Here is a 20,902-nt window from a genome sequence, read left to right on the forward strand (position 1 = left end):
CCGCTTGTACGTAACTATGGAAACCTTGCTCTGGATTATTAAGTCGTTTTGATAATCCATCGTGTACAGCTGGAGTAATGATTCGCTTGCGCTGCTGTTTTTCTTTTGAATTCAAAAGCATGGCGAATAAACCTCCTTCTTTATATAACTTGAGCCAAAGTTCCATACTACGAACGTGATATCCTAAATGTTCTGCCAAGGCTGATTGTGTAGAAAAGCTTGATTCTCTAATATGTAACAAAGATTGTAGTCGTAATACATTTTTAGGATTAGTCTCTTTTCTGATTAAATTCCGTAAATGACTTGAGGATTCTTTTACTTCTAATAATATATGCTTACCCATTCTTTAAATATACGAAAAATTTATCCGTAAATTGTATTATTACCATTTACACTTTGAATTTACCGCAATAAAATTCTCTTTTTCGCCTATGCTTCAGAATAAAAATTAGCTGCTTTTCTTTTTGCAGTAAATTCAAAGTATAACTGGTATAATTGCTGTTTTTGAATTCAATATCCATTTGTCATTCCCGACTTGATCGGGAATCCACCATCACACAATGAGTACTCCTTAGTTCCCAGCCTACGCTGGGAGGACAGAATATGCGATTTACATTTTATAAATTAATAGTGAATAATGATAATTGAGTAGTGAGAAAACTTCAACATTCGGTGTTCGGTATTGGGTATTCGATATTCAAAACTCTTTTTCACTTTATAATTTTGCGGTTTTACATTTAATAAATTAGTAGTGAGAATTGAGTAGTGAGAAAACTCCAACATTCGGCGTTCGGTATTGGGTGTTCGATATTCAAAACTCTTTTTTACTTTTTTTTATTTTACGGTTTTATATTTAGTATTATCCCGTGTTCAATATTCTATTTTTCGTCTACTTTAGCATTTAAAATCTTACTGTTTTTCATTTTACATTTCTCTCTATCAATTCATCAAAATTCTCTTTATTTTCTACCTAAAAAACCCGTATCTTAGAGGCACTATTGGCTTATCATTTTTTTGTATATTTTTTTATAAAAAGATGCCGTAACCCACAATATACTTATTAAAGATACGTTAACAATTTAGTAATCCAACTCCTACAACAAAAGAATATTTATAGTTATAATTTTGTTATCAAAAATAAATCCCCACACTCATGAAATGGAACAATTTTCCCCTGATTCTTTTTTGTTCTCTTTCCTTTATGTCATTCTCTCAATCAGAACTCAATGGTAATCAAGAAGAATGGACAAAAGGATGGACAAGTTTTGAACCCAATCGTAAAGAATATCCTGACCACGAAGAAGTACTGCCTGAGATCATAAATACTGATTTTTATTTAGAAAATGACATTACCTATTTACTATCTGGTAATGTTTATGTAACCGATAATGCTACATTAACGATACAAGAAGGAACTATTATACGATGCGACACAGAAAATGTTGCTAGTCTGGTAGTGACCAAAGGATCTAAATTGATCGCAATGGGATCTAAAGAATTCCCTATTGTATTTACATCTAATAAAGCGAGAAAAGCGAGAAAATCAGGAGACTGGGGTGGCATTATAATTGCTGGTTCAGGAACGATCAATTCACCTGCCTCTTCCAAAATTATTGAAGGTAATTTTTTACCACAATATTCCTCGTTTGGAGGAGATCAGGAAAATGAAATGACTTCTATACTATCCTATCTTCGGATTGAATTTGCTGGAAAAAAAATCAATCAATCAGAAGAACTTAATGGATTATCTCTTTATGCTTTAGGAAGTAAATCTGTTATTGATAACGTCATGATCAGTTATTCTGCTGATGATTCTTTTGAGTGTTTTGGAGGTAGGGCAAATATGTCTAACCTTATCTCATACAAAGCCAAAGATGATGACTATGATTTTACCATGGGATATCAAGGAGAACTCCATACAATCATGGCAATCAGACACCCATACATAAGTGACACCAGTGGTTCTTATGCCATAGAATCTGATGGGTATGATAAAAAAGAAGGATATACAAACCCTGAATCTTTATCAAACATACATATCAAAAATGCAAGCTTGATCAATCTCTCTGATCATACCAATTATCAACACACCACAGCAGCTATTTCATCTAAAAACTTATCAAAACTCAAACTTACAGACATGTGTATATCTGGGTTTGCCAATGTTGTTACCTTTGACAAAACATATCGCTCTTATACAGATCTTCAATATTATTTTTCTTTAGAAAATAGTGTATTCAATGTGCATAGTAAAACTGTATTAACACAATATGAATCAGATATAAATGCTCAGCGATTACTCAAATACAATATGTACACAAACCATTTTAGAAACGCTAACGACTTATTTACAGCTCCTTTTGATAAAAAAAACCCGAAATTTACTATCAAAGAATCTGAAAATTATACCGTAATGCAGTAAATTTGGATTTTACACTTAAATCATCGTCACAATGAAATTACTTACTACCATTTTCTTTGCCTTTTTTATTATGAATTGTAGCTATGCGCAACTAAAAAAGAATATATTTTTTGAGCAAGCCACACTAATCAAAAAATTCCATACCATAGAAGAATTAGAGAACCTAAAAAAAGGGCAACTCATTTCACTATACACCAATCGCGTTAATGAGGTAATAACTGTTTTACCATATTTAGCATTGACCAATGAGGCAGGAGTTAAATTATCTGATATCGGAATCAAAGAAAATTCTGATAATTTAAGAGCGCTTAATAAGCATCATGGTACTAATACAGAAATGCTTGAAAGTTCAAAAAATATGATTTCTGAATTTATCCCCTATGCAGATACCGAAAAAATTATATGGGCTATTCTATATTTTGAAGAGGTAATCAAAAAGGTGAGAATTGGAGCCAACGGAAATTTCTAGAAAAATATATTTAGAACTCACAAAAAGACTTTAATCGTCATTTCATTCATGACTTTTTAAAGTCTTTTTTATAAAACACTATTTTTAAATTATAGATTAATCATAGATGTTACGATAAAACTTGTAAGATATTATCAAATTTTTCTGTTTAATACATATAAAAACGACGTAATACACATAAAAGGAATTTTGTTATACCTAATTATAACATAAATCATTGTTAAACAGGGGAAATCCCCCTTATTCACAAAAAAACAAGCACTAAACCTGTTTTTACCCCATTCTTCTACCTCCCCTAAGTAAAAACAGCTTATTTTTTTGATTATCAACATAATAAAAATATTATTTTGTAAGAATTTTACTTATAAAGTTTTGTTAAAAAACTTAAAAATGACGATAAACACACAAAGTCTATGGTAAACACGTAACCAACTTTGTAAAAACTCGACTATCTTAGTAGTCCAAAAATTGGGAGAAAGAAATTTCCTCCAAAAGTTTAACCCCAAAATAAACTATTATGAAAAAAAGATGTTTTCTATTAACAGCTTTTGCCCTTCTACTATTAACTTCTTCTTTTGCTATAGCGCAAGATTTTAATGAAAATAACGATAGGTGGACTAAAGGATGGACTAATTTTACTCCAAATAAAACAGAGTATCCTGATGCTGAAGAAAAACTACCAAATATAATAGCCGATCATACATATTTAAGAAACGATGTTGTATATCAAATGTCTGGCGACGTTTATGTAACAAATGGAGCATCTTTGACCATACAGGAAGGAACTGTAATTCGATGTGATCATGAGAATCCCGCAAACCTTATCATTACCAGAGGTTCTAAATTGATTGCGGCAGGGTCTAAAGCGTATCCTATAGTTTTCACTTCTAGTAAAGCTTCTAAATCCAGAAATAGTGGGGACTGGGGAGGTATTATTATTGCAGGGTCAGGAAAAATAAATACGGTTTCTGGTAATGGTATTATCAAAGGAAAACTTAATCCTCAATACGCTCTATATGGAGGAAATCAAAAGTTTGAAGAAACAACCATATTAAAATATGTAAGAATCGAATTCTCTGGACATTCAGGATCAAATGGTTTATCACTATACGGATTAGGAACTTCTTCTATCATAGAAGACATTATGGTTAGTTATTCTGCTCATGACTCGTATAATATTCATGGAGGAAAAAATGACATTCAGAATTTGGTTTCACTAAAAGCTCAGGGAGATGATTTTCATTTTTCAGAAGGTTTTAAAGGCACCGCAAAAAATGTAATGGCGATTAGACATCCATTTATAAATAGTCCACAAGGATCTTATGCTATCGAAGTAGATGGTTACAATAAACAACTAGGGTATATAAGACCTGATGCAGTGACTGATGTTACTATTACCAATGCAACACTTGTAAATCTATCAGACAAAACTAATTATCAACATACAACCGCAGCAGTTTCTGCAACAAATTCAGCAATCACTTATATCCACAATTCCAAGATATCTGGATTCTCTGATGTTGTTAAATTTGATAGTTCGTACACCTCATTAGCCGTAATGCAAAAAGCATTTATGATGGATAACAGTTTTTTCAATATTCATGGTGATGGTATTAATAGCAATAACAAAGGGATTAACGGAACTCTTAATATCTTAAAGTATAACCGATTTACAGAAGATTTCGTAAGTGTAAATGACCTGTTTAGCGATCCTAAAAGCACCATCACTCCTAAATTTAAATTAAAACAATCATTAAACAACTATATGGTTATGCAATAAATAAAATTTTGCAATAACACATATCAAATTAAAGAACCGATTCAATAAGTCAATGTATACTATAAACATTATGCCAAAAATAATAATCCGCTTTGCCTTTTTTCTTATGATAAGTACTGTTGTTGGCCAACACACAATAAATGACGCAATATTTTTTACCAAAAAAGATCAGATTATCAAATTTCATACAATTGATGATCTGCAAGCATTGAAAAAAGGAGAACTTGTAAAATTATATCAAGACCGTGTAGAAGAAATCATGACTACACTTCCTTTTTTATCCTTGACCAATGAACCTGGTGTAAGGATGAATGATATTGGTATCAAAGAAGACTCTAGGCATCTTAAAGTTCTAAGACATCATACTGAATCCACTAGAAAAAGTCTGGCAACAACCAAAAAAACTATAGAAGAATTGGTTCCTTATGCAGATACAGAAAAAATTATCTGGACGATCCTATATTACGAAGAGACTATTAAAAAAATGAGAATAGGAGTCAACGGAAATTTTTAAAAATCATATTAGTAATGTGTTATAATTATCATATTTACTTAGGGTTAGGAGCGGCAATTGCCGCTCCTATGTTTTTTATATCTTTCTCTATCATTTGTAAGGGTATCCCCGTCATAGCTACTAATTGGCTATATGACATCATTATTACTCTATTTTTTATTAGGAATTATTAGTGCAATAATAGGAGCATTACCTCTTGGTGCTGTAAACTTAGCTGTTATTAGAGCTACTACAACCCAAACGATCCTCAACGCATTCTATATTATTCTCACCGCAGGAGTTGGAGAGATACTACTAGCTACTCTAGCGCTATACTACAATATAGAATTATCACATTTTTTCACACAACACCCTTGGGTTCAAGGCTCCTTTATTTTTACTTTCTTTTTTATTGGCATATACCTCTTATTCATAAAAAACAAAATAAACACCAAAAACTATCCAAAACTACACACCTCTAAACTCATTACTGGGTTTTCTCTGGCAACATTAAACCCACCCGTAGCTATTTACTGGATTTTAGCTATCTCTTGGATCGATAAGTATATTTTTGAACTCACCCCTCATACTTCTTTTGTTTCTTTGTTGCTCTTCTTTTTCGGTATCTATTTAGGTAAAACCACAACCCTATATTGTTATGGGCTATGGGGTCATAAAATAGCTCAACAGAAAAATTCAAAAACCAAGCTTTCTAGAATACTTGGAGTTGCTTTAATCATTCTCTCAATTTTTCAAGGCATCAAATTTATAGCAGAATAAACTACCTCGGGATAAGTAAAAGTATTCGTTTGAAACGAACCTTTAATTTCGAAGCAAGCTTTGGTAAATTAAAACCTTATTTTGGGAGCAATTCATTTATCAAAATACTATTTTTTAAATTATTTATACAAGTATTTTTATGTTAACAGCTTTATATTTGTTGCTGGAATACCAAATTATAAGATGATGACAAAAAATGACCCCGATTATAAATTAAAATTATCAAAAGAAGAAATGCAACAATATGGATATAAGATTATAGATCATATTGTAGATCATTTTGAAACTCAACATTCAAAAAAACCAGTTACTATTGCTTCTAGAGAAGAGATGGATTCACTTTTAACAGAAGATATCCCAAACAAAGCTACTGCTGCAAATGAAGTTTTGGATTTTGTTATGGATCAGATTATTCCTAATAGTAATATTGTAACACACCCTAAATCTTATTCTTTTGTACCTGGGCCCAGTAATTATGTAAGTGTTATGGCGGATACTATTGCCACAGGTTTCAATATATTTTCAGGAGGCTGGGCAGCTTCACCAGCTGCAGCAGAATTAGAAATTGTAGTAATGAATTGGCTCCTTAAAATTTTTGGATTCCCCGTAAAAAAAGGAGGAGGAATATTTACAAGTGGTGGCTCGATGGCAAACCTTACTGCATTGGTAACTGCTAGAAGAATAAAATGTGGCCAAGACTTCTCTAAGGCAGTAATTTATCTATCTGATCAAGCACATTCATCAAACATCAAAGCAATTAAGGTTATTGGGTTTAAAAAAGAACAAATCAGGGTTATCCCTACAGATATAGAATTTAAAATATCACTCAATAAACTCAAAAACATTATTGCCAAAGATCGGCTTGAAGGATGGAAACCATTCTGCATCATTGCTTCTGCAGGAACTACTAATACTGGAACAGTAGATCCACTGAATGAAATTGCTAATATATGCGAGGAAGAGAACTTATGGATGCATGTAGATGGTGCTTATGGGGGTGCCGCTATATTAGCTGATAAAGGCAAAAAACTTCTGAAAGGAATCGAACGTGCTGATTCATTGACTGTAGACCCTCATAAATGGTTTTTTCAACCATATGAGATTGGTTGTCTCTTGGTAAAAGATCACAACTGGCTAAGTAGCACATTTAGTGAAAAACCTGAATATTTAAGAGATATCGAAGGTAATGAGTCTGAGATTAACTTTTATGATCACGGTATTCAGCTAACCCGTCGTTTTAGAGCATTAAAATTTTATATGTCTTTAAAAACATTTGGACTGGATTCCTTTAGAAAAGCAATAAAATACAACATTGATCTTGCAGATCAAACAGAAGCTATTTTGAGAAAAAGTAGTTATTGGGAAATTACATCTCCTGCCACTCTTGCAATAATCAATTTTAGATACAACCCTATTGGAGCACATTTATCTGAAAAAGATTTGGATCATATAAATCAAATGATCTCTCAAAAAATAGTTGCTTCTAGAGAAGCACTTCTGGTTACAACCATCTTACAAAATCAGGTCGTACTCAGAATGTGCTTAATTAACCCACGAACTACTATAGATGATATCAAAAACACATTACAACAATGTGAGCAATTTGGCAAAGAAGAACTGGCAGTTATGCAAAAAAAATAGTGCTAAGAGATCGTTAAACTCACAACGTATCCTTCGTTATTTCTTACATTAAAGACCGTATTATCTTCAAAAATAAGATACTGCCCTTTAATACCTTTTAATACTCCCGTGTATTGCGGTGTTTTTTCCAGATTCAAACTTTTTAGTTTATCAGGATACTGCAATACCGGGAATTTTATTTCTGTTTCTTTTCCATTTTCAACAAAATATTCCTTTACCTCTTCTGGGATAAATTTTTGTAATTTACCTTTGATATCATTAAGATTCTCATCAACAATCTCATTTTTAAGCATTGTTCTCCAATTCGTTTTGTCTGCGACATGTTCTTTTAGAGCAACTTCTGTAATCCCTGCCAAATATCGATTAGGTACTTCAACAATTTCTATTGCCTCATGAGCTCCTTGATCAATCCATCGTGTCGGAACCTGTGATTTTCTGGTCACTCCTACTTTTACATTACTAGAATTTGCGAGATATACAATATGAGGCTGAAGCTGTGCTTTTTTTTCAAACTCTAAATCTCTATCTTCTACTCCCAAATGAGCAGTACTCAACTCAGGGCGCATTACCCAATCCCCTACTTGAGGTTGATTATAAAAATCATCATAACAATATCCCTGTCTGAATATTTTTTTGTTTTTACCACAAGCTAAACACTGGTACCTTTCAAAATCAATCTGTATATTTTTATTCAATAATTGATTCATATGAATAAAATCTGACTCAAAAACTAAATAGTATTGAATAGGGTCAGCTATTTCTGTTTGCATCTTTGTAAGTACTCCTTGATATTGCATAAAATTTTATTATATGATACTCTACTACGAAGAATGTGATTATTTTTATTATTTTAGTTTTCACATTGACAACAACCAAAAATAATATATTCTTGCTTTTGCAAAAGTCTGGAATTACATTATTTCTACCTAAATATACATCAAAAAATGCCAATCCCATTAGTTAATTCTATTGCCAGCTGGTTCTTAAAAAAACGTTTTCATCAGATGGAACTTTTTCTTAAGTATCCCAATGAAGTTCAGCTCGAATTACTACATGTGCTATTAGAAACAGCTAAGCATACAGAACTAGGTAAGAAGTATGATTTTGCTACAATAGATAGCTATGAGACTTTTAAGCAACGAATACCCGTGCGATCCTATGAAGATTATGAATCAATGATTGAAAGAAGTCGTCTAGGAGAAAACAATATTTTCTGGCCTACCCCTATTAGGTGGTTTGCAAAATCAAGTGGTACCACAAGCTCAAAAAGTAAATTTATACCAGTAAGTGAGGAATCTCTAGAAGATTGTCATTTTGCCGCAGGCAAAGACCTTTTATGCATGTATCTTAACAACAATGAGAACTCTAAACTCTTTACAGGAAAAAGCTTACGATTGGGTGGTAGTAAAGAACTGTATAAGGAAAACGGAACTTCATTTGGAGACTTATCTGCAATTATCATAGACAATATGCCATTCTGGGCAGAGTTTAGCTCAACTCCTAGTAATGAAGTCTCATTGATGAGCGACTGGGAATACAAAATGAAAGCAATTGTAAACGAAACGATTCAAGAAAATGTAACTAGTCTAGCAGGAGTTCCTTCTTGGATGCTTGTTTTACTTAACCAAGTGCTGGAAATGACTGGCAATGAGCATATTTTTGAGATTTGGAATAATCTAGAAGTATATTTTCATGGAGGAGTAAGTTTTGAACCCTACAAAGATCAATACAATAAGATCCTACCTAAAGATTCTTTTAAGTATTATGAAATATATAATGCTTCAGAAGGTTTCTTTGCAATTCAAGATCGCAATGATTCTTCAGAACTTTTATTGATGCTTGATTATGGAATATTCTATGAGTTTATTCCTATGGAATCACATGGAACCGAAGAAGAAGAAATTATCCCCCTGAGTGAGGTCGAAGTAGGAAAAAATTATGCAATCATTATAACTACCAATGCAGGATTATGGCGTTATAAAATAGGAGACACTATACGTTTTACCTCTATAAATCCTTATAGAATTAAAGTATCTGGTAGAACCAAGCATCATATCAATGTTTTTGGAGAAGAACTCATCATAGAAAATGCAGAAGAAGCACTTAGAAAAACAACTAAAATCACTCATAGTGAGATTGTAGACTATACTGTTGCCCCTATCTTTATGAAGGATAGAGAAAAAGGGGCACATGAATGGCTTATAGAGTTCAAAGAACCTCCTAAAAGTATTGATGATTTTATATCAATTCTAGATCACAACCTGCAACAGGTCAACAGTGATTATGAAGCAAAAAGATACAATAACACAACCCTCAATATGCCACAAATACGAATAGCAAGGTCAAACCTTTTCTATGATTGGCTCAAAAAGAATAATAAATTGGGTGGACAACACAAAGTCCCTCGATTGTCTAATTCACGTACTTATATCGAAGAGCTAATAGAGTTAAATAACATAACTCTATATTCCTCATAATACCACTGATTTAAAATTTAATTTTTAACAAAATCTGACTTTTTTTAGGCAAAATCACTTGTTTGTATATTTATTTTTTACGGTAAAACCGTAAAAACAGTATGTAAGAAATGTTGTTTTTAACAAAAAATAGAGTCTTTCATCCGTAAAAAAAAGCGTTTGATCTAAAAAACATCAAATCACTTTCTAGCATCTATTTTTCATAGTAAATTTGTAACCAGATACTTATAAATTCATTAAAGCCCTAAAATATGAAAAACAGTATATCGTGTATTATTCTTTTACTTTTATTTACAGGAATTAACGCACAAGAAGCTAAAACAGCACATATTACTCAGGACACAGAAAAATTAGCTACAGCAACTACTGATTCTTCTGACTCTATAACGGCTTTAAAAACAGAAAACAATCTAGAAGACTACACTTGTTATAGTGAGTTATCTAAAGTAGCTTTTTACGAAGCTTTACTACGTAAAAACAACCTAGATGTTTCAACAAAAAGTGATACTCTTATATTAGAAAATACAGAGAACAATATTTTAGATAACAAAAATCAAATATCTGTCTTTGAATAAAAAACTTTACTAATCAACCAATAAAAAAATCCTTTATGCTATGCATAAAGGATTTTTTTATTATTAATACTTTCTCAAATTTTACGATACTGCTTTAAGCTTTTTTATCGTAGATTTATTTAGTTTCTTCTCTGCATAATCCTTAGTCACTCTAAATTCTGTCTCGTCACTCTCTGGCATCTCATACATTGCATCTGTCAAAATAGCCTCACAAAGTGACCTAAGTCCTCTAGCTCCTAATTTATACTCCATTGCTTTTTCTACAATATACTCTAGTGCGCCGTCTGTAATAGAAAAATCAACATTATCCATCTCAAAGAGCTTCTTATACTGCTTGATTATCGCATTCTTAGGAGCAGTCAAAATAGATCGCAACGTCTCTGCGTCTAATGGATCCATATAAGAAAGCACAGGAAGTCTACCGATAATCTCAGGAATCAATCCAAAATCTTTTAAATCCTTTGGGATAATATACTGAAGTAAGTTGTCTTTTTCTATAGCATCTTCACTTTTGGAAGCACTATAACCAACTGCCTGCATATTCAAACGTTTTTGAATCATCTTTTCAATGCCATCAAAGGCACCCCCTGCAATAAAAAGTATATTCTCTGTATTAACCTCAATAAACTTTTGATCTGGATGTTTACGCCCACCTTTGGGAGGGACATTTACGACAGTTCCTTCTAGAAGTTTAAGTAGTGCCTGTTGCACTCCTTCTCCAGAAACGTCTCTAGTTATACTAGGGTTATCACTCTTACGAGCGATTTTATCTATCTCATCAATAAATACAATACCTCGTTGTGCTTTTTCAAGATTATAGTCTGCTGCTTGTAATAAACGTGTAAGAATACTTTCTACATCTTCACCCACATATCCAGCCTCTGTAAGCACAGTTGCATCTACAATAGCAAGAGGCACATTAAGCATTTTGGCAATAGTTTTTGCCATCAATGTTTTACCAGTACCTGTCTGCCCAACCATAATGATATTACTTTTCTGTATCTCAATATCATCATCTGTTTGCGGTTGTAATAGACGTTTATAGTGATTATATACTGCTACAGACATTATCTTTTTGGTAAATTCTTGTCCTATTACATATTCATCCAAAAACTTTTTAATAGCCATAGGCTTACGTAACATCAATTCGTTACTTAGCTCGCCAGTTTCTTCATCTTTGGCTTCTTCTACCACTATTCCATGTGCCTGAACAATACATCTATCACAAATATGCGCATCTAATCCTGCAATAAGCAGATTGGTTTCAGGTTTTTTTCTCCCACAAAAAGAACATTCTAAATCTTCTTTAGCCATAGTAATTTTATTTCTTTAATAAAAATTTCTCTTGTTTTGCCATACAACCAAGTAAGACGTTTTTATCTCTCTGCAACAAGAAAAATTATTTCATTCCTATTCTCTAGTCAAAATTTCATCAATCATTCCATATTCAAGAGCTTTATCGGCTTTCATCCAATAATCCCTATCACTATCTTCATAAACTTTATCATAGGTTTGCCCAGAATGTTTGGCAATAATTTTATACAATTCTTCTTTTAATATTAAGATTTCTCTAGCTGTAATTTCTATATCACTAGCTTGCCCTTGTGCTCCTCCTAATGGTTGGTGAATCATAACACGGCTATGTGGCAATCCAGATCGTTTTCCTTCTTGCCCAGCACACAACAGTACAGCACCCATTGATGCAGCCATACCTGTACAGATTGTTGCAACATCTGGTTTTATAAACTGCATGGTGTCATAAATACCTAGACCCGCATATACACTTCCTCCTGGAGAGTTAATATATATTTGAATATCTTTTGAGGAATCTACACTTTCTAAAAATAACAATTGCGCTTGTATGATATTTGCTACTTGATCATTTATCCCAGTTCCCATAAATATAATACGGTCCATCATTAACCGTGAAAAAACATCAAAAATAGCAATATTCATTTGACGTTCTTCTATTATATTAGGAGTCATACCAACTGGATACATACTACTAATCATCTGATTATAGTAATTACTATTAATACCGTGATGTTTTGTAGCGTATTTTTCGAATTCTTTTCCGTAATCCATATATTTCTTTTCTGAAATTTTTATTGATAAAAAAAGGCGTTAACCTAAAGATAGTTTAACGCCCTAAATATAAGTATAAATTCGTTAGTAAATTACAACATTATTTATTTGTAAACTTCTTTTATGAATTCATCAAAGCTAAGTTCTTTTACTTTAAGCTTTGCATTTTCTTTATAATAATTAAGTAATTTTTTACTCATTAATTGCTCAGACATTCTCTTTACCTCTTCTTGGTTTGACAATATTCTTGCAGCAATGTCTTCTAGCTCTTTATCTTCTGGAGAGTTTTGTCCAAATTGAGCCATTTGCCCTTTAATCAATTCTTTGGCAAATTCTTTCAACTCATCAAAAGTAACCTGAAGGTTATTATCATTAATCAATTTACCTTCAACCAATTGATAACGTAATCCTTTTTCGCTTTTCTCGTATTCATCTTTTGCCTCATCTTCTGTCAAAGGCTGCTCACCTGTTGTGCGAATCCATTTTTGCAAAAACTCAATAGGAAGATCAAACTTGGTGTTTTCTAGAACACTTTCTGTAATATCATTAAGCAACTGCTGCTCTGACTGCTGCTCAAATTGACGTTCTGCATCTTCTTTAATTTTTGCTTTTAGATCGTCAACACTCTTTACAGCATCAGGACCATATAATTTATCAAACAACTCTTGATCCAAATCAGCAAGTTCCTGAGTATTCACTTCTGAAACCGTAAAAGTTACTTCTACATTAAGACCTTCAGCTTCTTCTTTAGTAATTTTCAAAGCACTGATTAAGTCCTGATCCTCACTAAATAATCCTTTTGTTTTTAATTTGATAACATCTCCTACTTTCGCTCCGATAAACTTATCAAGGTTCTTCTTTCCTTTAATTTTATCAAGTGAAACAGTAAATGCGTTATCAATTTCTTTTTCTTCATTCACAAAAGATCCAGCTACCAAATCATCTTTCTCTGCAGCATCTTTAGGAATCAGCTTACCATATTGTTTTTGAATGGTCTTAATTTGATTATCCACCATCTCATCATTGGCAACAATTTTGTAGTGAGTAATTGCTTTTTTACCGTTGAGTTTTACTTCAAATTTTGGAGCTAATCCTAATTCAAATTCAAAAGAATAGTTATCACTATCCCAGTCAAAATTATCTTGCTCTTTTGGCAAAGGATTCCCTAAAACATCAAGTTTCTCTTCTGTGAGATATTTATTCAATGCATCTTGTAGTAGCTTATTTACCTCATCTACCAAAACTGCTTTTCCGTACTGTTTTTTCACAAGCCCCATAGGAACATGACCTTTTCTAAAACCAGGAATATTAGCGCTTTTGCGATAATCACTAAGAATCTTATCTACCTTATCACTATAATCTTCTTTAGTGATATCTACAGTTACTACTGCATTTAATTCGTCTAATTGCTCTTTTGAAATATTCATTTATCTCTACGTTTACTACTAAAAATTGGGTTGCAAAAGTAATACTTTTTTACATCACAACAAATTTTTAACTCCCTGAAAAACAGTAAACGTTACATTAGTTTCTATCTTTCTTCAAAACAGAATGCAGTATTGATTGAAACACAGATAATAAAACACTAAAAATTAGGGCCCAAAACCATCCTCTCACACTAAATCCAGGTATAAAATAATCTGCTATTAAAATTATAGCGGCATTAATAACCAGAAGAAATAATCCTAATGTAAGTATCGTAGCTGGTAAAGTAAAAACAACCAACAAAGGTTTTACAATTGTATTCAAAATAGCCAATACAATAGCTACAATGATAGCGCTTACATAATTCTCTACCGCTACTCCAGGAAGAATCTTTGCCAGAACAAGTACTGCTAGAGCGCTTAAAATAAGTTTTAGTAAAAAATTCATATACCAAATATAAACTTTATTTTTTTTCAATAAAAAAAACCTGCTGAAAAACAACAGGTTTTTATTCGTTTATTTTTGAAGCTATCTTCCTCTAATTAATATTATTACTCAAAGTAACTGTTCCATAATCTACAGGATTTACCTTTGGCAAATTAGCTCCATACGTTTTTTTAACAGCATCCAAAATACCATTAGCTATAATAGCTTGAGCTCTTGGTGTAGGGTGTACACCATCTAATGAGAATCCACCTCCTGTTATAAATTGCGAAGTAACTATTTCTCCTCCTTGCAGAGGTATCCCACCATTGGCTGCTTGTGCTAAATCAGCAGCAGCATCATAAAATGCAAGACCATTTGCAGCTGCTAAGGCAGAAATGGTTGCATTAAATCCATTACGAGCATTTTCTATAGCAGTTTGTTCTGCTGGGATTAATACATATTGATCTTCTAGAGGCAATGACACTCCTTTTACAGAAAACTGTCCTGCTTGCTCTTGACTCAACCCTAAGCCCATCAATTCTGCTAATCTATCAGTATCTAACTTACCGATAACACTAGAACTGGTAAGTACCAACAAATCATTTGCTGTTGCCTGTCTTGCCTGTCCAAATTGCGCTGCAACAACTGGTGCTAATGGCCCAAACGTACCCGCTAAAGCTAGAGCAAGACCATCTGTAATATCTGTAAGTGATTCATCCTTGATCACAACAGCACTAGCACTTGTTGTAGAAAATTGTATAGCTCTTTCAGGAACTCCTAAAGCTTCAAATGCAAGGTTCAACCCAGCATAGGTAGCATTAAGTGTTGGTATCTGAGGCCCAAAACTTTCATCCGCAGGATTCAATGGCGCATGAGGAACAGTCGTAAAGAATGGTATTGAAGTTACACTAGGCAAACTCAAGACTACTCCTTTTGCTCCATTTGCAGTAAGTGCATCCAGTAATTGACTATATACCCCTGCAAACACAGTCGTATTTGTGATATCTGTAGAACCATACGTAGACGGATCAAGATTAGGCACTTCATTTTGATCTACTCCAACACCTCCTGAAGTAGCATAACTAAGAATATCATTATTCCCTATCCACAAACTAAAAAAAGTAGGGTCTTGAGCTACTGCATCTTGTATTACGGTAGATGTTGTAGAAGAAGCAAACCTAACATAATAAGGGTTTGCTAAACCAGGCTGCACTCCAGCCACATTACCATATTCTGGTGCTGCCAAATGAAAACTCTTGGCTCCTGGAATCCCCATATTATTAAAAGAACTTCCTAGATTTGTAGAAATCTCAGTTGTTGGCGCTGCTCCCGTATAAATATCAGGACCTATTGGCGCTCCTTTATCATCAAAAGCTAATACAAATCTATTATCCAAAATCTGGGTTCCTCCTAGTAAAGCTCCTCCTGTATTATCTGCCATAAGAGGCTGTATAAAATCGCCTCCTCCTGCAGATTTGAATTGTTGAGATATTATATTTGGGTATGAATTTTCTTGCCCTGTAATATACAATGCTCCATCTGCAAAACCAGCCGTAAGAGAGTTTCCTAATGCTACATAGGTACTGAAATCAGCTTCTCCATTAGTATATACACCTGACTCCTCAATAGGATTATCAAATTCTGGTTCACATGCTACAAATCCTAATGCCAGAATTGCTAAATATTTTATATTTTTCCTCATCATCTTTTATTACATTTTATAAGTTAAACCAAGTCCAGGCGCAAAAGCGCTCGATTTATATGTTCCTCCAAAAGGTCCTCCTGAACCAGCATCATAAGAAGCATCAACCTCTTCAAATCTCAAGTAAAAGAATGAAGCATCTATTGCCAACTTAGGAGTTACTGCAAAACTTAAACCTCCTGTAAATCCATCAGAATCATTACGTGGCGTTTCTGGCGCAAAAAATCCTGGTTGAACTGGTGTTTCATCTCTGTAATAACCTGCTCTCAAAGTAATTTTCTCTGTTGCCTCATACTGTACACCAAATCTATATACGGAAGAGTTTTTATAGTTACGAGGGTTTATTGAGCTAGAACCATTACCAAAAGTAAGATCCAAAGATTCATACACTTCCCAGAATTGTCTGTTATAATCAAATGCAAACAACCATTTATCACACTCATAAGAAAGTCCTACAGTTAATTCTGCTGGAAGCGGTAGTTCTGCATTAAAAGATGTAGTCCCATTTGGTGGTATCCCAGGTCTTGTTGTATTTGGAAAATTTGAGAAAGTAGCTTCTCCATCTTCTGATTCAAGTATAATCTCACTTCTATAACTAAATCCAATATGAAGATCCTCTGTTGGATTAAACATAGCTCCAACACTCCATCCCCAATTTGTAACTCCAGAATCATCGATTGCAATATTAGAACGGTTTCCTTCTATATCAGTAGCAGTTCTATTAGCATTACGATTAAACTGTACTGACCCTGTTACAAATATTGGTCCTCCACCAATACTAAAATGATCCGAAAGCTTAAATGACACAACAGGCTGTACATATATTGCTGCCAATTCGATTTCATTCACCAAATGAGATCCCTCCCAATTGGTTGGCCAGGTTACTTCACTTCCGTAAGGAGTATACACCCCAAGACCCAAAGACATCCAGTCATTTACTTTATAAGAAGCATATATATTAAGAGGTGTCCCTACAGAGCTATCGGTCTCTGATGACACTCCAAATTCAGTATTTTGATACAAAACATCTGTAAAAACACCACTCACACCAACACTTACGTTTAGTTTATTTTCTAAGTATACAAGACCCGCTGGGTTAAAAAATACCAGCTCAGCACTATTCACCACACCTACTCCAGTATGCCCCATAGCTATCGCCCTTTGCCCTTGCACACTAACTCTATATCCACCTGCATAGGTGACCGTAGCCACCGAGACGAATAGAACTAATAATAAAAGTTTTCTCATAATTAATTTAGAATTGTTTGTTATTTTGGATTTTGAAAAATTGATATCTCAAATTTACTCTAAAATACTAATTATCCAACGAAATCACTAAAATATTATGCATACATAGTATTTTTCGCTTATTTTTTGACAAATTCTAATACTTCTGCCAAAAATTCTTTTGGGTTTTCTGCATGCAACCAATGTCCTGCAGCAGAAATTTCCCTGATTATCGAATTAGGAAATTGATTTTTTATTCGAGCTTCGTCACTCTTAACAATATAATTAGATTTTTCTCCTTTTAAAAATAAAGTAGCACCTTTATAACTATCCTCTAAAGAAAGTTCTACTCCTATCTGATCTGCATTTTCTGCCAAAGCTTCCAAATTCATTCGTAATCCTAGCTCTCCTTTATTTTTCCAATACAAGTTTTTCAAAAGAAACATACGTACACCAACATCTGGCACATACGCACTTAATTCTTTATCTACTTCATTTCTAGATTTCAACAGTTCAAAATCTAAAGCTCTCAGTCCATCTAATATATCCTGATGATGCAAAGGATAATACTTAGGCCCAATATCTGCCACCATCAAATGATCAAGCAACTCTGGAAATTTAACCGCAAAAAGCATCACTGTCTTCCCTCCCATTGAATGCCCTAACAACTGAATATTACTTAGATTATTCACCGTACAATACTTAGCCAAATCCTCTGCCATTAGGTCATAACTAAATTCTTTACTATGAGGACTTCTACCATGATTACGCTGATCTATGAGATGTACTTGAAAACCCTGCTCAGAAATTTTCTTTCCTAGAGTTTTCCAATTATCACTCATCCCTAAAAAGCCATGAAGGATTATAAATGGTTGCCCTTCTCCAAAAACATTAGCATGTAACTCCATATACAATCATTATCATTTAAGTTTATTCAAATACATATTAACTACATTCTCTAACCCCAAATAAATAGATTCACTAATCAAAGCATGCCCTATCGATACCTCTAGAAGTCCAGGTACATTTTCTTTAAAGAATTGTATATTATCTAATGAGAGATCATGCCCTGCATTTACCCCTATTCCTAAATCAATAGCCTGTTGTGCACATGACGAGTAAGGCCCTATAGCTTTTTGGTTTCCTTTTGCATATTCTGAAGCAAACTCTTCTGTATACAGTTCAATTCTATCTGCACCTGTAGCAACTGCACCCTCTATCATATCAGATACTGGATCAACAAATATAGAAGTACGTATGTCATTACGTTTAAACTCTGATATTACTTCTTTCAATAAATCTTTGTGTTTTCTAGTATCCCAACCTGCATTACTCGTAATCGCATCTTCTGCATCTGGAACCAAAGTAACCTGAGTAGGCTTGACAGCTAATACTAAGTCTACAAATTTTGGCACAGGATTCCCTTCTATATTATATTCTGTAGTCACTACAGACTTGAGATCATATGCATCCTGATACCGTATATGCCTTTCATCAGGCCTTGGATGAATCGTAATCCCTTCTCCTCCAAAACCCTGAATATCTTTTACCACTTGTACAAGATTAGGAGTATCCCCTCCTCTTGAATTACGTAAAGTTGCAATTTTATTAATATTAACACTTAATTTTGTCATAGTTTTTGATGTCTTTTACTAAAAAAGCAAAAATACAAAGTTGAGAACGCCTCGATTGTATATTTTTTGATTATTTTGCATAATATAGCCCCCAAAAAATTATGAAAACGAATTTATATATTGTTAACGAAATTGAACCTTTAGACGTATCTGTAAAAGTAACAGATGCACAACTATTATTCAATGAACTTACCTATACCCATTTCCCTGTTATAAAAGAAAACATATACCTCGGATGTATTTCTGAGGCAGATATTAGATGTTTTGAAACTGACAAAGCTCTGGAATCTTATCAATATGCACTAGAGGGGTTTTATGCCCGAGAAGATAATAACTGGCTAGATATTCTAGAATCATTTGCACAAAATAATTCTAACATCATGCCTGTTTTGGATGACAACAATAACTACTTAGGTTTTTTTGAACTAGGAGATATTATGAATCTTTTTAATGAGACTCCTTTTCTAAGTGAGCCTGGAAATATTTTGATCGTAGAAAAAGGTATTTTGGATTATTCGTTTAGCGAAATATCGCAAATCATAGAGTCTAATAACGCCAAAGTATTAGGGCTATTTATTTCTAATATGGAAAACGATGTAGCGCAAATTACTTTAAAAATAAGTGATAGTGACATCAACAATATTGTACAAACATTCAGAAGATACAGCTACAATATTGTATCAAAACATCAGGAAGATACATTTTTAACAAACTTAAAAGAAAGATCTAAATATTTAGCAAAATACCTTAATATCTAAAAGAAATAATATCTCCATTTTTAATATTAATACAAAGTAAATCACAATGAAGATCGGTATATACGGCCAGTTCTATCATAAAAACTCAGGAATTTATATCCAACAGCTATTAGAAACTCTGGATGAGAATGGCGTAGAAGTTGTAATAGAGAAAAATTTTCTTGAATTAATAAATCTTCATGATGAAATCGACAAAACATATTCTCATTTTAGCACTTTTGAAGAATTAGACACTTCTTACGATCTTTTTTTTAGTATAGGAGGAGACGGTACTATTCTCAAAACTATTACTTATGTTCGAGATTTAGGAATTCCTATTGCAGGAATTAATACTGGAAGACTTGGCTTTTTGGCTACCATTCAAAAAGAAGAGATCAAAGATAGCATTGCACTTATATTAGACAAAAAATTCTATACCTCATCAAGAAGCCTTGTTACAGTAGAAACTTCTCCTGCAACTGATGAGTTTGGGGTTTTAAACTTTGCAATGAATGAGATTGCTGTGAGCAGAAGAAACACAACTTCTATGGTTACTGTTCACACCACTCTCAATAATGAGTTTCTCACCTCATATTGGGCAGACGGACTCATAGTTGCTACCCCAACTGGCTCTACAGGATATTCTTTAAGTTGTGGCGGCCCTGTAATGATGCCTGATGCAGAAAGCATGGCACTTACTCCTATTGCTCCGCATAACCTAAACGCTAGGCCACTTGTTATTCCCGATAACCAAAAAATTGAATTACAAGTCTCAGGAAGAGAAGATACATATTTGGTTTCTCTAGACTCAAGAATACACGCCCTCCCCAATGAAACTACAATAATTATAAAAAAAGCTTCATTCAAAATCAATATGGTCGTATTGCAAGAAGATAGCTTTTTAAAAACCCTACGAAAAAAGATGCTTTGGGGAGAAGATAAACGCAATTGAACAATAAATTGCACTAAAAAGTGTTTTTTATGCATACTATTTTACACAAATTCTTGTGTACTAAAGTTAATTGTTAT

The 20,902-nt window shown here is 33.3% G+C and carries 20 protein-coding genes; 10 read left to right on the plus strand and 10 right to left on the minus strand.

Annotated elements, in window-relative coordinates; genetic code table 11:
- Window positions 1-343 (minus strand): transposase (locus tag CVD18_RS12505; RefSeq protein ID WP_103864054.1); only part of this gene is annotated, 343 nt, incomplete at its 3' end.
- A gap of 810 nt (window positions 344-1,153) precedes the next feature.
- Between CVD18_RS12505 and CVD18_RS12510 the strand changes: the two genes are divergently transcribed.
- The 6 genes from CVD18_RS12510 to CVD18_RS12535 all read left to right on the plus strand — a co-directional run bounded on the left by CVD18_RS12510 (window position 1,154) and on the right by CVD18_RS12535 (window position 7,585).
- Window positions 1,154-2,422 (plus strand): hypothetical protein, encoded by a 1,269-nt coding sequence (locus CVD18_RS12510; protein WP_146052776.1) that lies wholly within the window; start codon window positions 1,154-1,156, stop codon window positions 2,420-2,422.
- A gap of 31 nt (window positions 2,423-2,453) precedes the next feature.
- On the plus strand, window positions 2,454-2,891 hold the full coding sequence (locus CVD18_RS12515) for a hypothetical protein (RefSeq protein WP_103865785.1): 438 nt from the start codon (window positions 2,454-2,456) through the stop codon (window positions 2,889-2,891).
- A 517-nt stretch (window positions 2,892-3,408) separates the two neighbouring features.
- Entirely contained in the window at window positions 3,409-4,671 is a 1,263-nt protein-coding gene (locus tag CVD18_RS12520; RefSeq protein ID WP_103865786.1) for a hypothetical protein, read from the plus strand.
- A 70-nt stretch (window positions 4,672-4,741) separates the two neighbouring features.
- A complete protein-coding gene (locus tag CVD18_RS12525; protein WP_146052777.1) occupies window positions 4,742-5,185 on the plus strand; it encodes a hypothetical protein in 444 nt (147 codons plus the stop codon).
- A gap of 132 nt (window positions 5,186-5,317) precedes the next feature.
- On the plus strand, window positions 5,318-5,944 hold the full coding sequence (locus CVD18_RS12530; protein WP_103865788.1) for a hypothetical protein: 627 nt from the start codon (window positions 5,318-5,320) through the stop codon (window positions 5,942-5,944).
- A 186-nt stretch (window positions 5,945-6,130) separates the two neighbouring features.
- The gene (locus tag CVD18_RS12535) at window positions 6,131-7,585 is read left to right on the plus strand and encodes an aspartate aminotransferase family protein (RefSeq protein ID WP_103865789.1); all 1,455 of its coding nucleotides are present in this window, start codon (window positions 6,131-6,133) and stop codon (window positions 7,583-7,585) included.
- 2 nt (window positions 7,586-7,587) lie between these two features.
- Here the strand turns inward: CVD18_RS12535 and CVD18_RS12540 are convergent, their stop codons facing one another.
- On the minus strand, window positions 7,588-8,382 hold the full coding sequence (locus tag CVD18_RS12540; RefSeq protein ID WP_103865790.1) for a DUF2797 domain-containing protein: 795 nt from the start codon (window positions 8,380-8,382) through the stop codon (window positions 7,588-7,590).
- Window positions 8,383-8,529: 147 nt separating this feature from the next.
- On the opposite strand from CVD18_RS12540, the gene CVD18_RS12545 reads away from it, so the two are divergent.
- Both CVD18_RS12545 and CVD18_RS12550 read left to right on the plus strand, forming a co-directional pair.
- Window positions 8,530-10,062, plus strand: coding sequence for a GH3 auxin-responsive promoter family protein (locus tag CVD18_RS12545; RefSeq protein ID WP_103865791.1), 1,533 nt, complete (start codon window positions 8,530-8,532; stop codon window positions 10,060-10,062).
- A gap of 251 nt (window positions 10,063-10,313) precedes the next feature.
- Complete coding sequence (locus CVD18_RS12550; protein WP_103865792.1) at window positions 10,314-10,637, plus strand: hypothetical protein; 324 nt, start codon at window positions 10,314-10,316, stop codon at window positions 10,635-10,637.
- An 81-nt stretch (window positions 10,638-10,718) separates the two neighbouring features.
- Here the strand turns inward: CVD18_RS12550 and clpX are convergent, their stop codons facing one another.
- The 8 genes from clpX to CVD18_RS12590 all read right to left on the minus strand — a co-directional run bounded on the left by clpX (window position 10,719) and on the right by CVD18_RS12590 (window position 19,136).
- Window positions 10,719-11,951, minus strand: a complete 1,233-nt coding sequence (gene clpX / locus CVD18_RS12555) for an ATP-dependent Clp protease ATP-binding subunit ClpX (protein WP_103865793.1) — start codon at window positions 11,949-11,951, stop codon at window positions 10,719-10,721.
- A gap of 96 nt (window positions 11,952-12,047) precedes the next feature.
- Window positions 12,048-12,722, minus strand: a complete 675-nt coding sequence (gene clpP / locus CVD18_RS12560) for an ATP-dependent Clp endopeptidase proteolytic subunit ClpP (protein ID WP_103865794.1) — start codon at window positions 12,720-12,722, stop codon at window positions 12,048-12,050.
- Window positions 12,723-12,826: 104 nt separating this feature from the next.
- Window positions 12,827-14,149 (minus strand): trigger factor, encoded by a 1,323-nt coding sequence (tig, locus tag CVD18_RS12565; protein WP_103865795.1) that lies wholly within the window; start codon window positions 14,147-14,149, stop codon window positions 12,827-12,829.
- Window positions 14,150-14,246: 97 nt separating this feature from the next.
- Window positions 14,247-14,594 (minus strand): phage holin family protein, encoded by a 348-nt coding sequence (locus CVD18_RS12570; protein WP_103865796.1) that lies wholly within the window; start codon window positions 14,592-14,594, stop codon window positions 14,247-14,249.
- A 91-nt stretch (window positions 14,595-14,685) separates the two neighbouring features.
- Window positions 14,686-16,278: a G-D-S-L family lipolytic protein gene (locus CVD18_RS12575; RefSeq protein ID WP_369858599.1), complete on the minus strand. Its 1,593-nt coding sequence runs from the start codon at window positions 16,276-16,278 to the stop codon at window positions 14,686-14,688.
- A 6-nt stretch (window positions 16,279-16,284) separates the two neighbouring features.
- Entirely contained in the window at window positions 16,285-17,523 is a 1,239-nt protein-coding gene (locus CVD18_RS12580; RefSeq protein ID WP_103865798.1) for an OmpP1/FadL family transporter, read from the minus strand.
- 119 nt (window positions 17,524-17,642) lie between these two features.
- Window positions 17,643-18,410, minus strand: coding sequence for an alpha/beta fold hydrolase (locus CVD18_RS12585; RefSeq protein ID WP_103865799.1), 768 nt, complete (start codon window positions 18,408-18,410; stop codon window positions 17,643-17,645).
- A 12-nt stretch (window positions 18,411-18,422) separates the two neighbouring features.
- On the minus strand, window positions 18,423-19,136 hold the full coding sequence (locus CVD18_RS12590; protein ID WP_103865800.1) for a pyridoxine 5'-phosphate synthase: 714 nt from the start codon (window positions 19,134-19,136) through the stop codon (window positions 18,423-18,425).
- 101 nt (window positions 19,137-19,237) lie between these two features.
- On the opposite strand from CVD18_RS12590, the gene CVD18_RS12595 reads away from it, so the two are divergent.
- Both CVD18_RS12595 and CVD18_RS12600 read left to right on the plus strand, forming a co-directional pair.
- Window positions 19,238-19,894 carry a CBS domain-containing protein gene (locus tag CVD18_RS12595; RefSeq protein ID WP_103865801.1) on the plus strand — a complete coding sequence of 219 codons (657 nt, stop codon included), beginning with the start codon at window positions 19,238-19,240 and terminating at the stop codon, window positions 19,892-19,894.
- 46 nt (window positions 19,895-19,940) lie between these two features.
- Window positions 19,941-20,825: an NAD kinase gene (locus CVD18_RS12600; RefSeq protein WP_103865802.1), complete on the plus strand. Its 885-nt coding sequence runs from the start codon at window positions 19,941-19,943 to the stop codon at window positions 20,823-20,825.
- Window positions 20,826-20,902: the final 77 nt, after the last annotated feature.

The organism is Aquimarina sp. I32.4, from assembly GCF_002924285.1.
Lineage (GTDB): Bacteria > Bacteroidota > Bacteroidia > Flavobacteriales > Flavobacteriaceae > Aquimarina.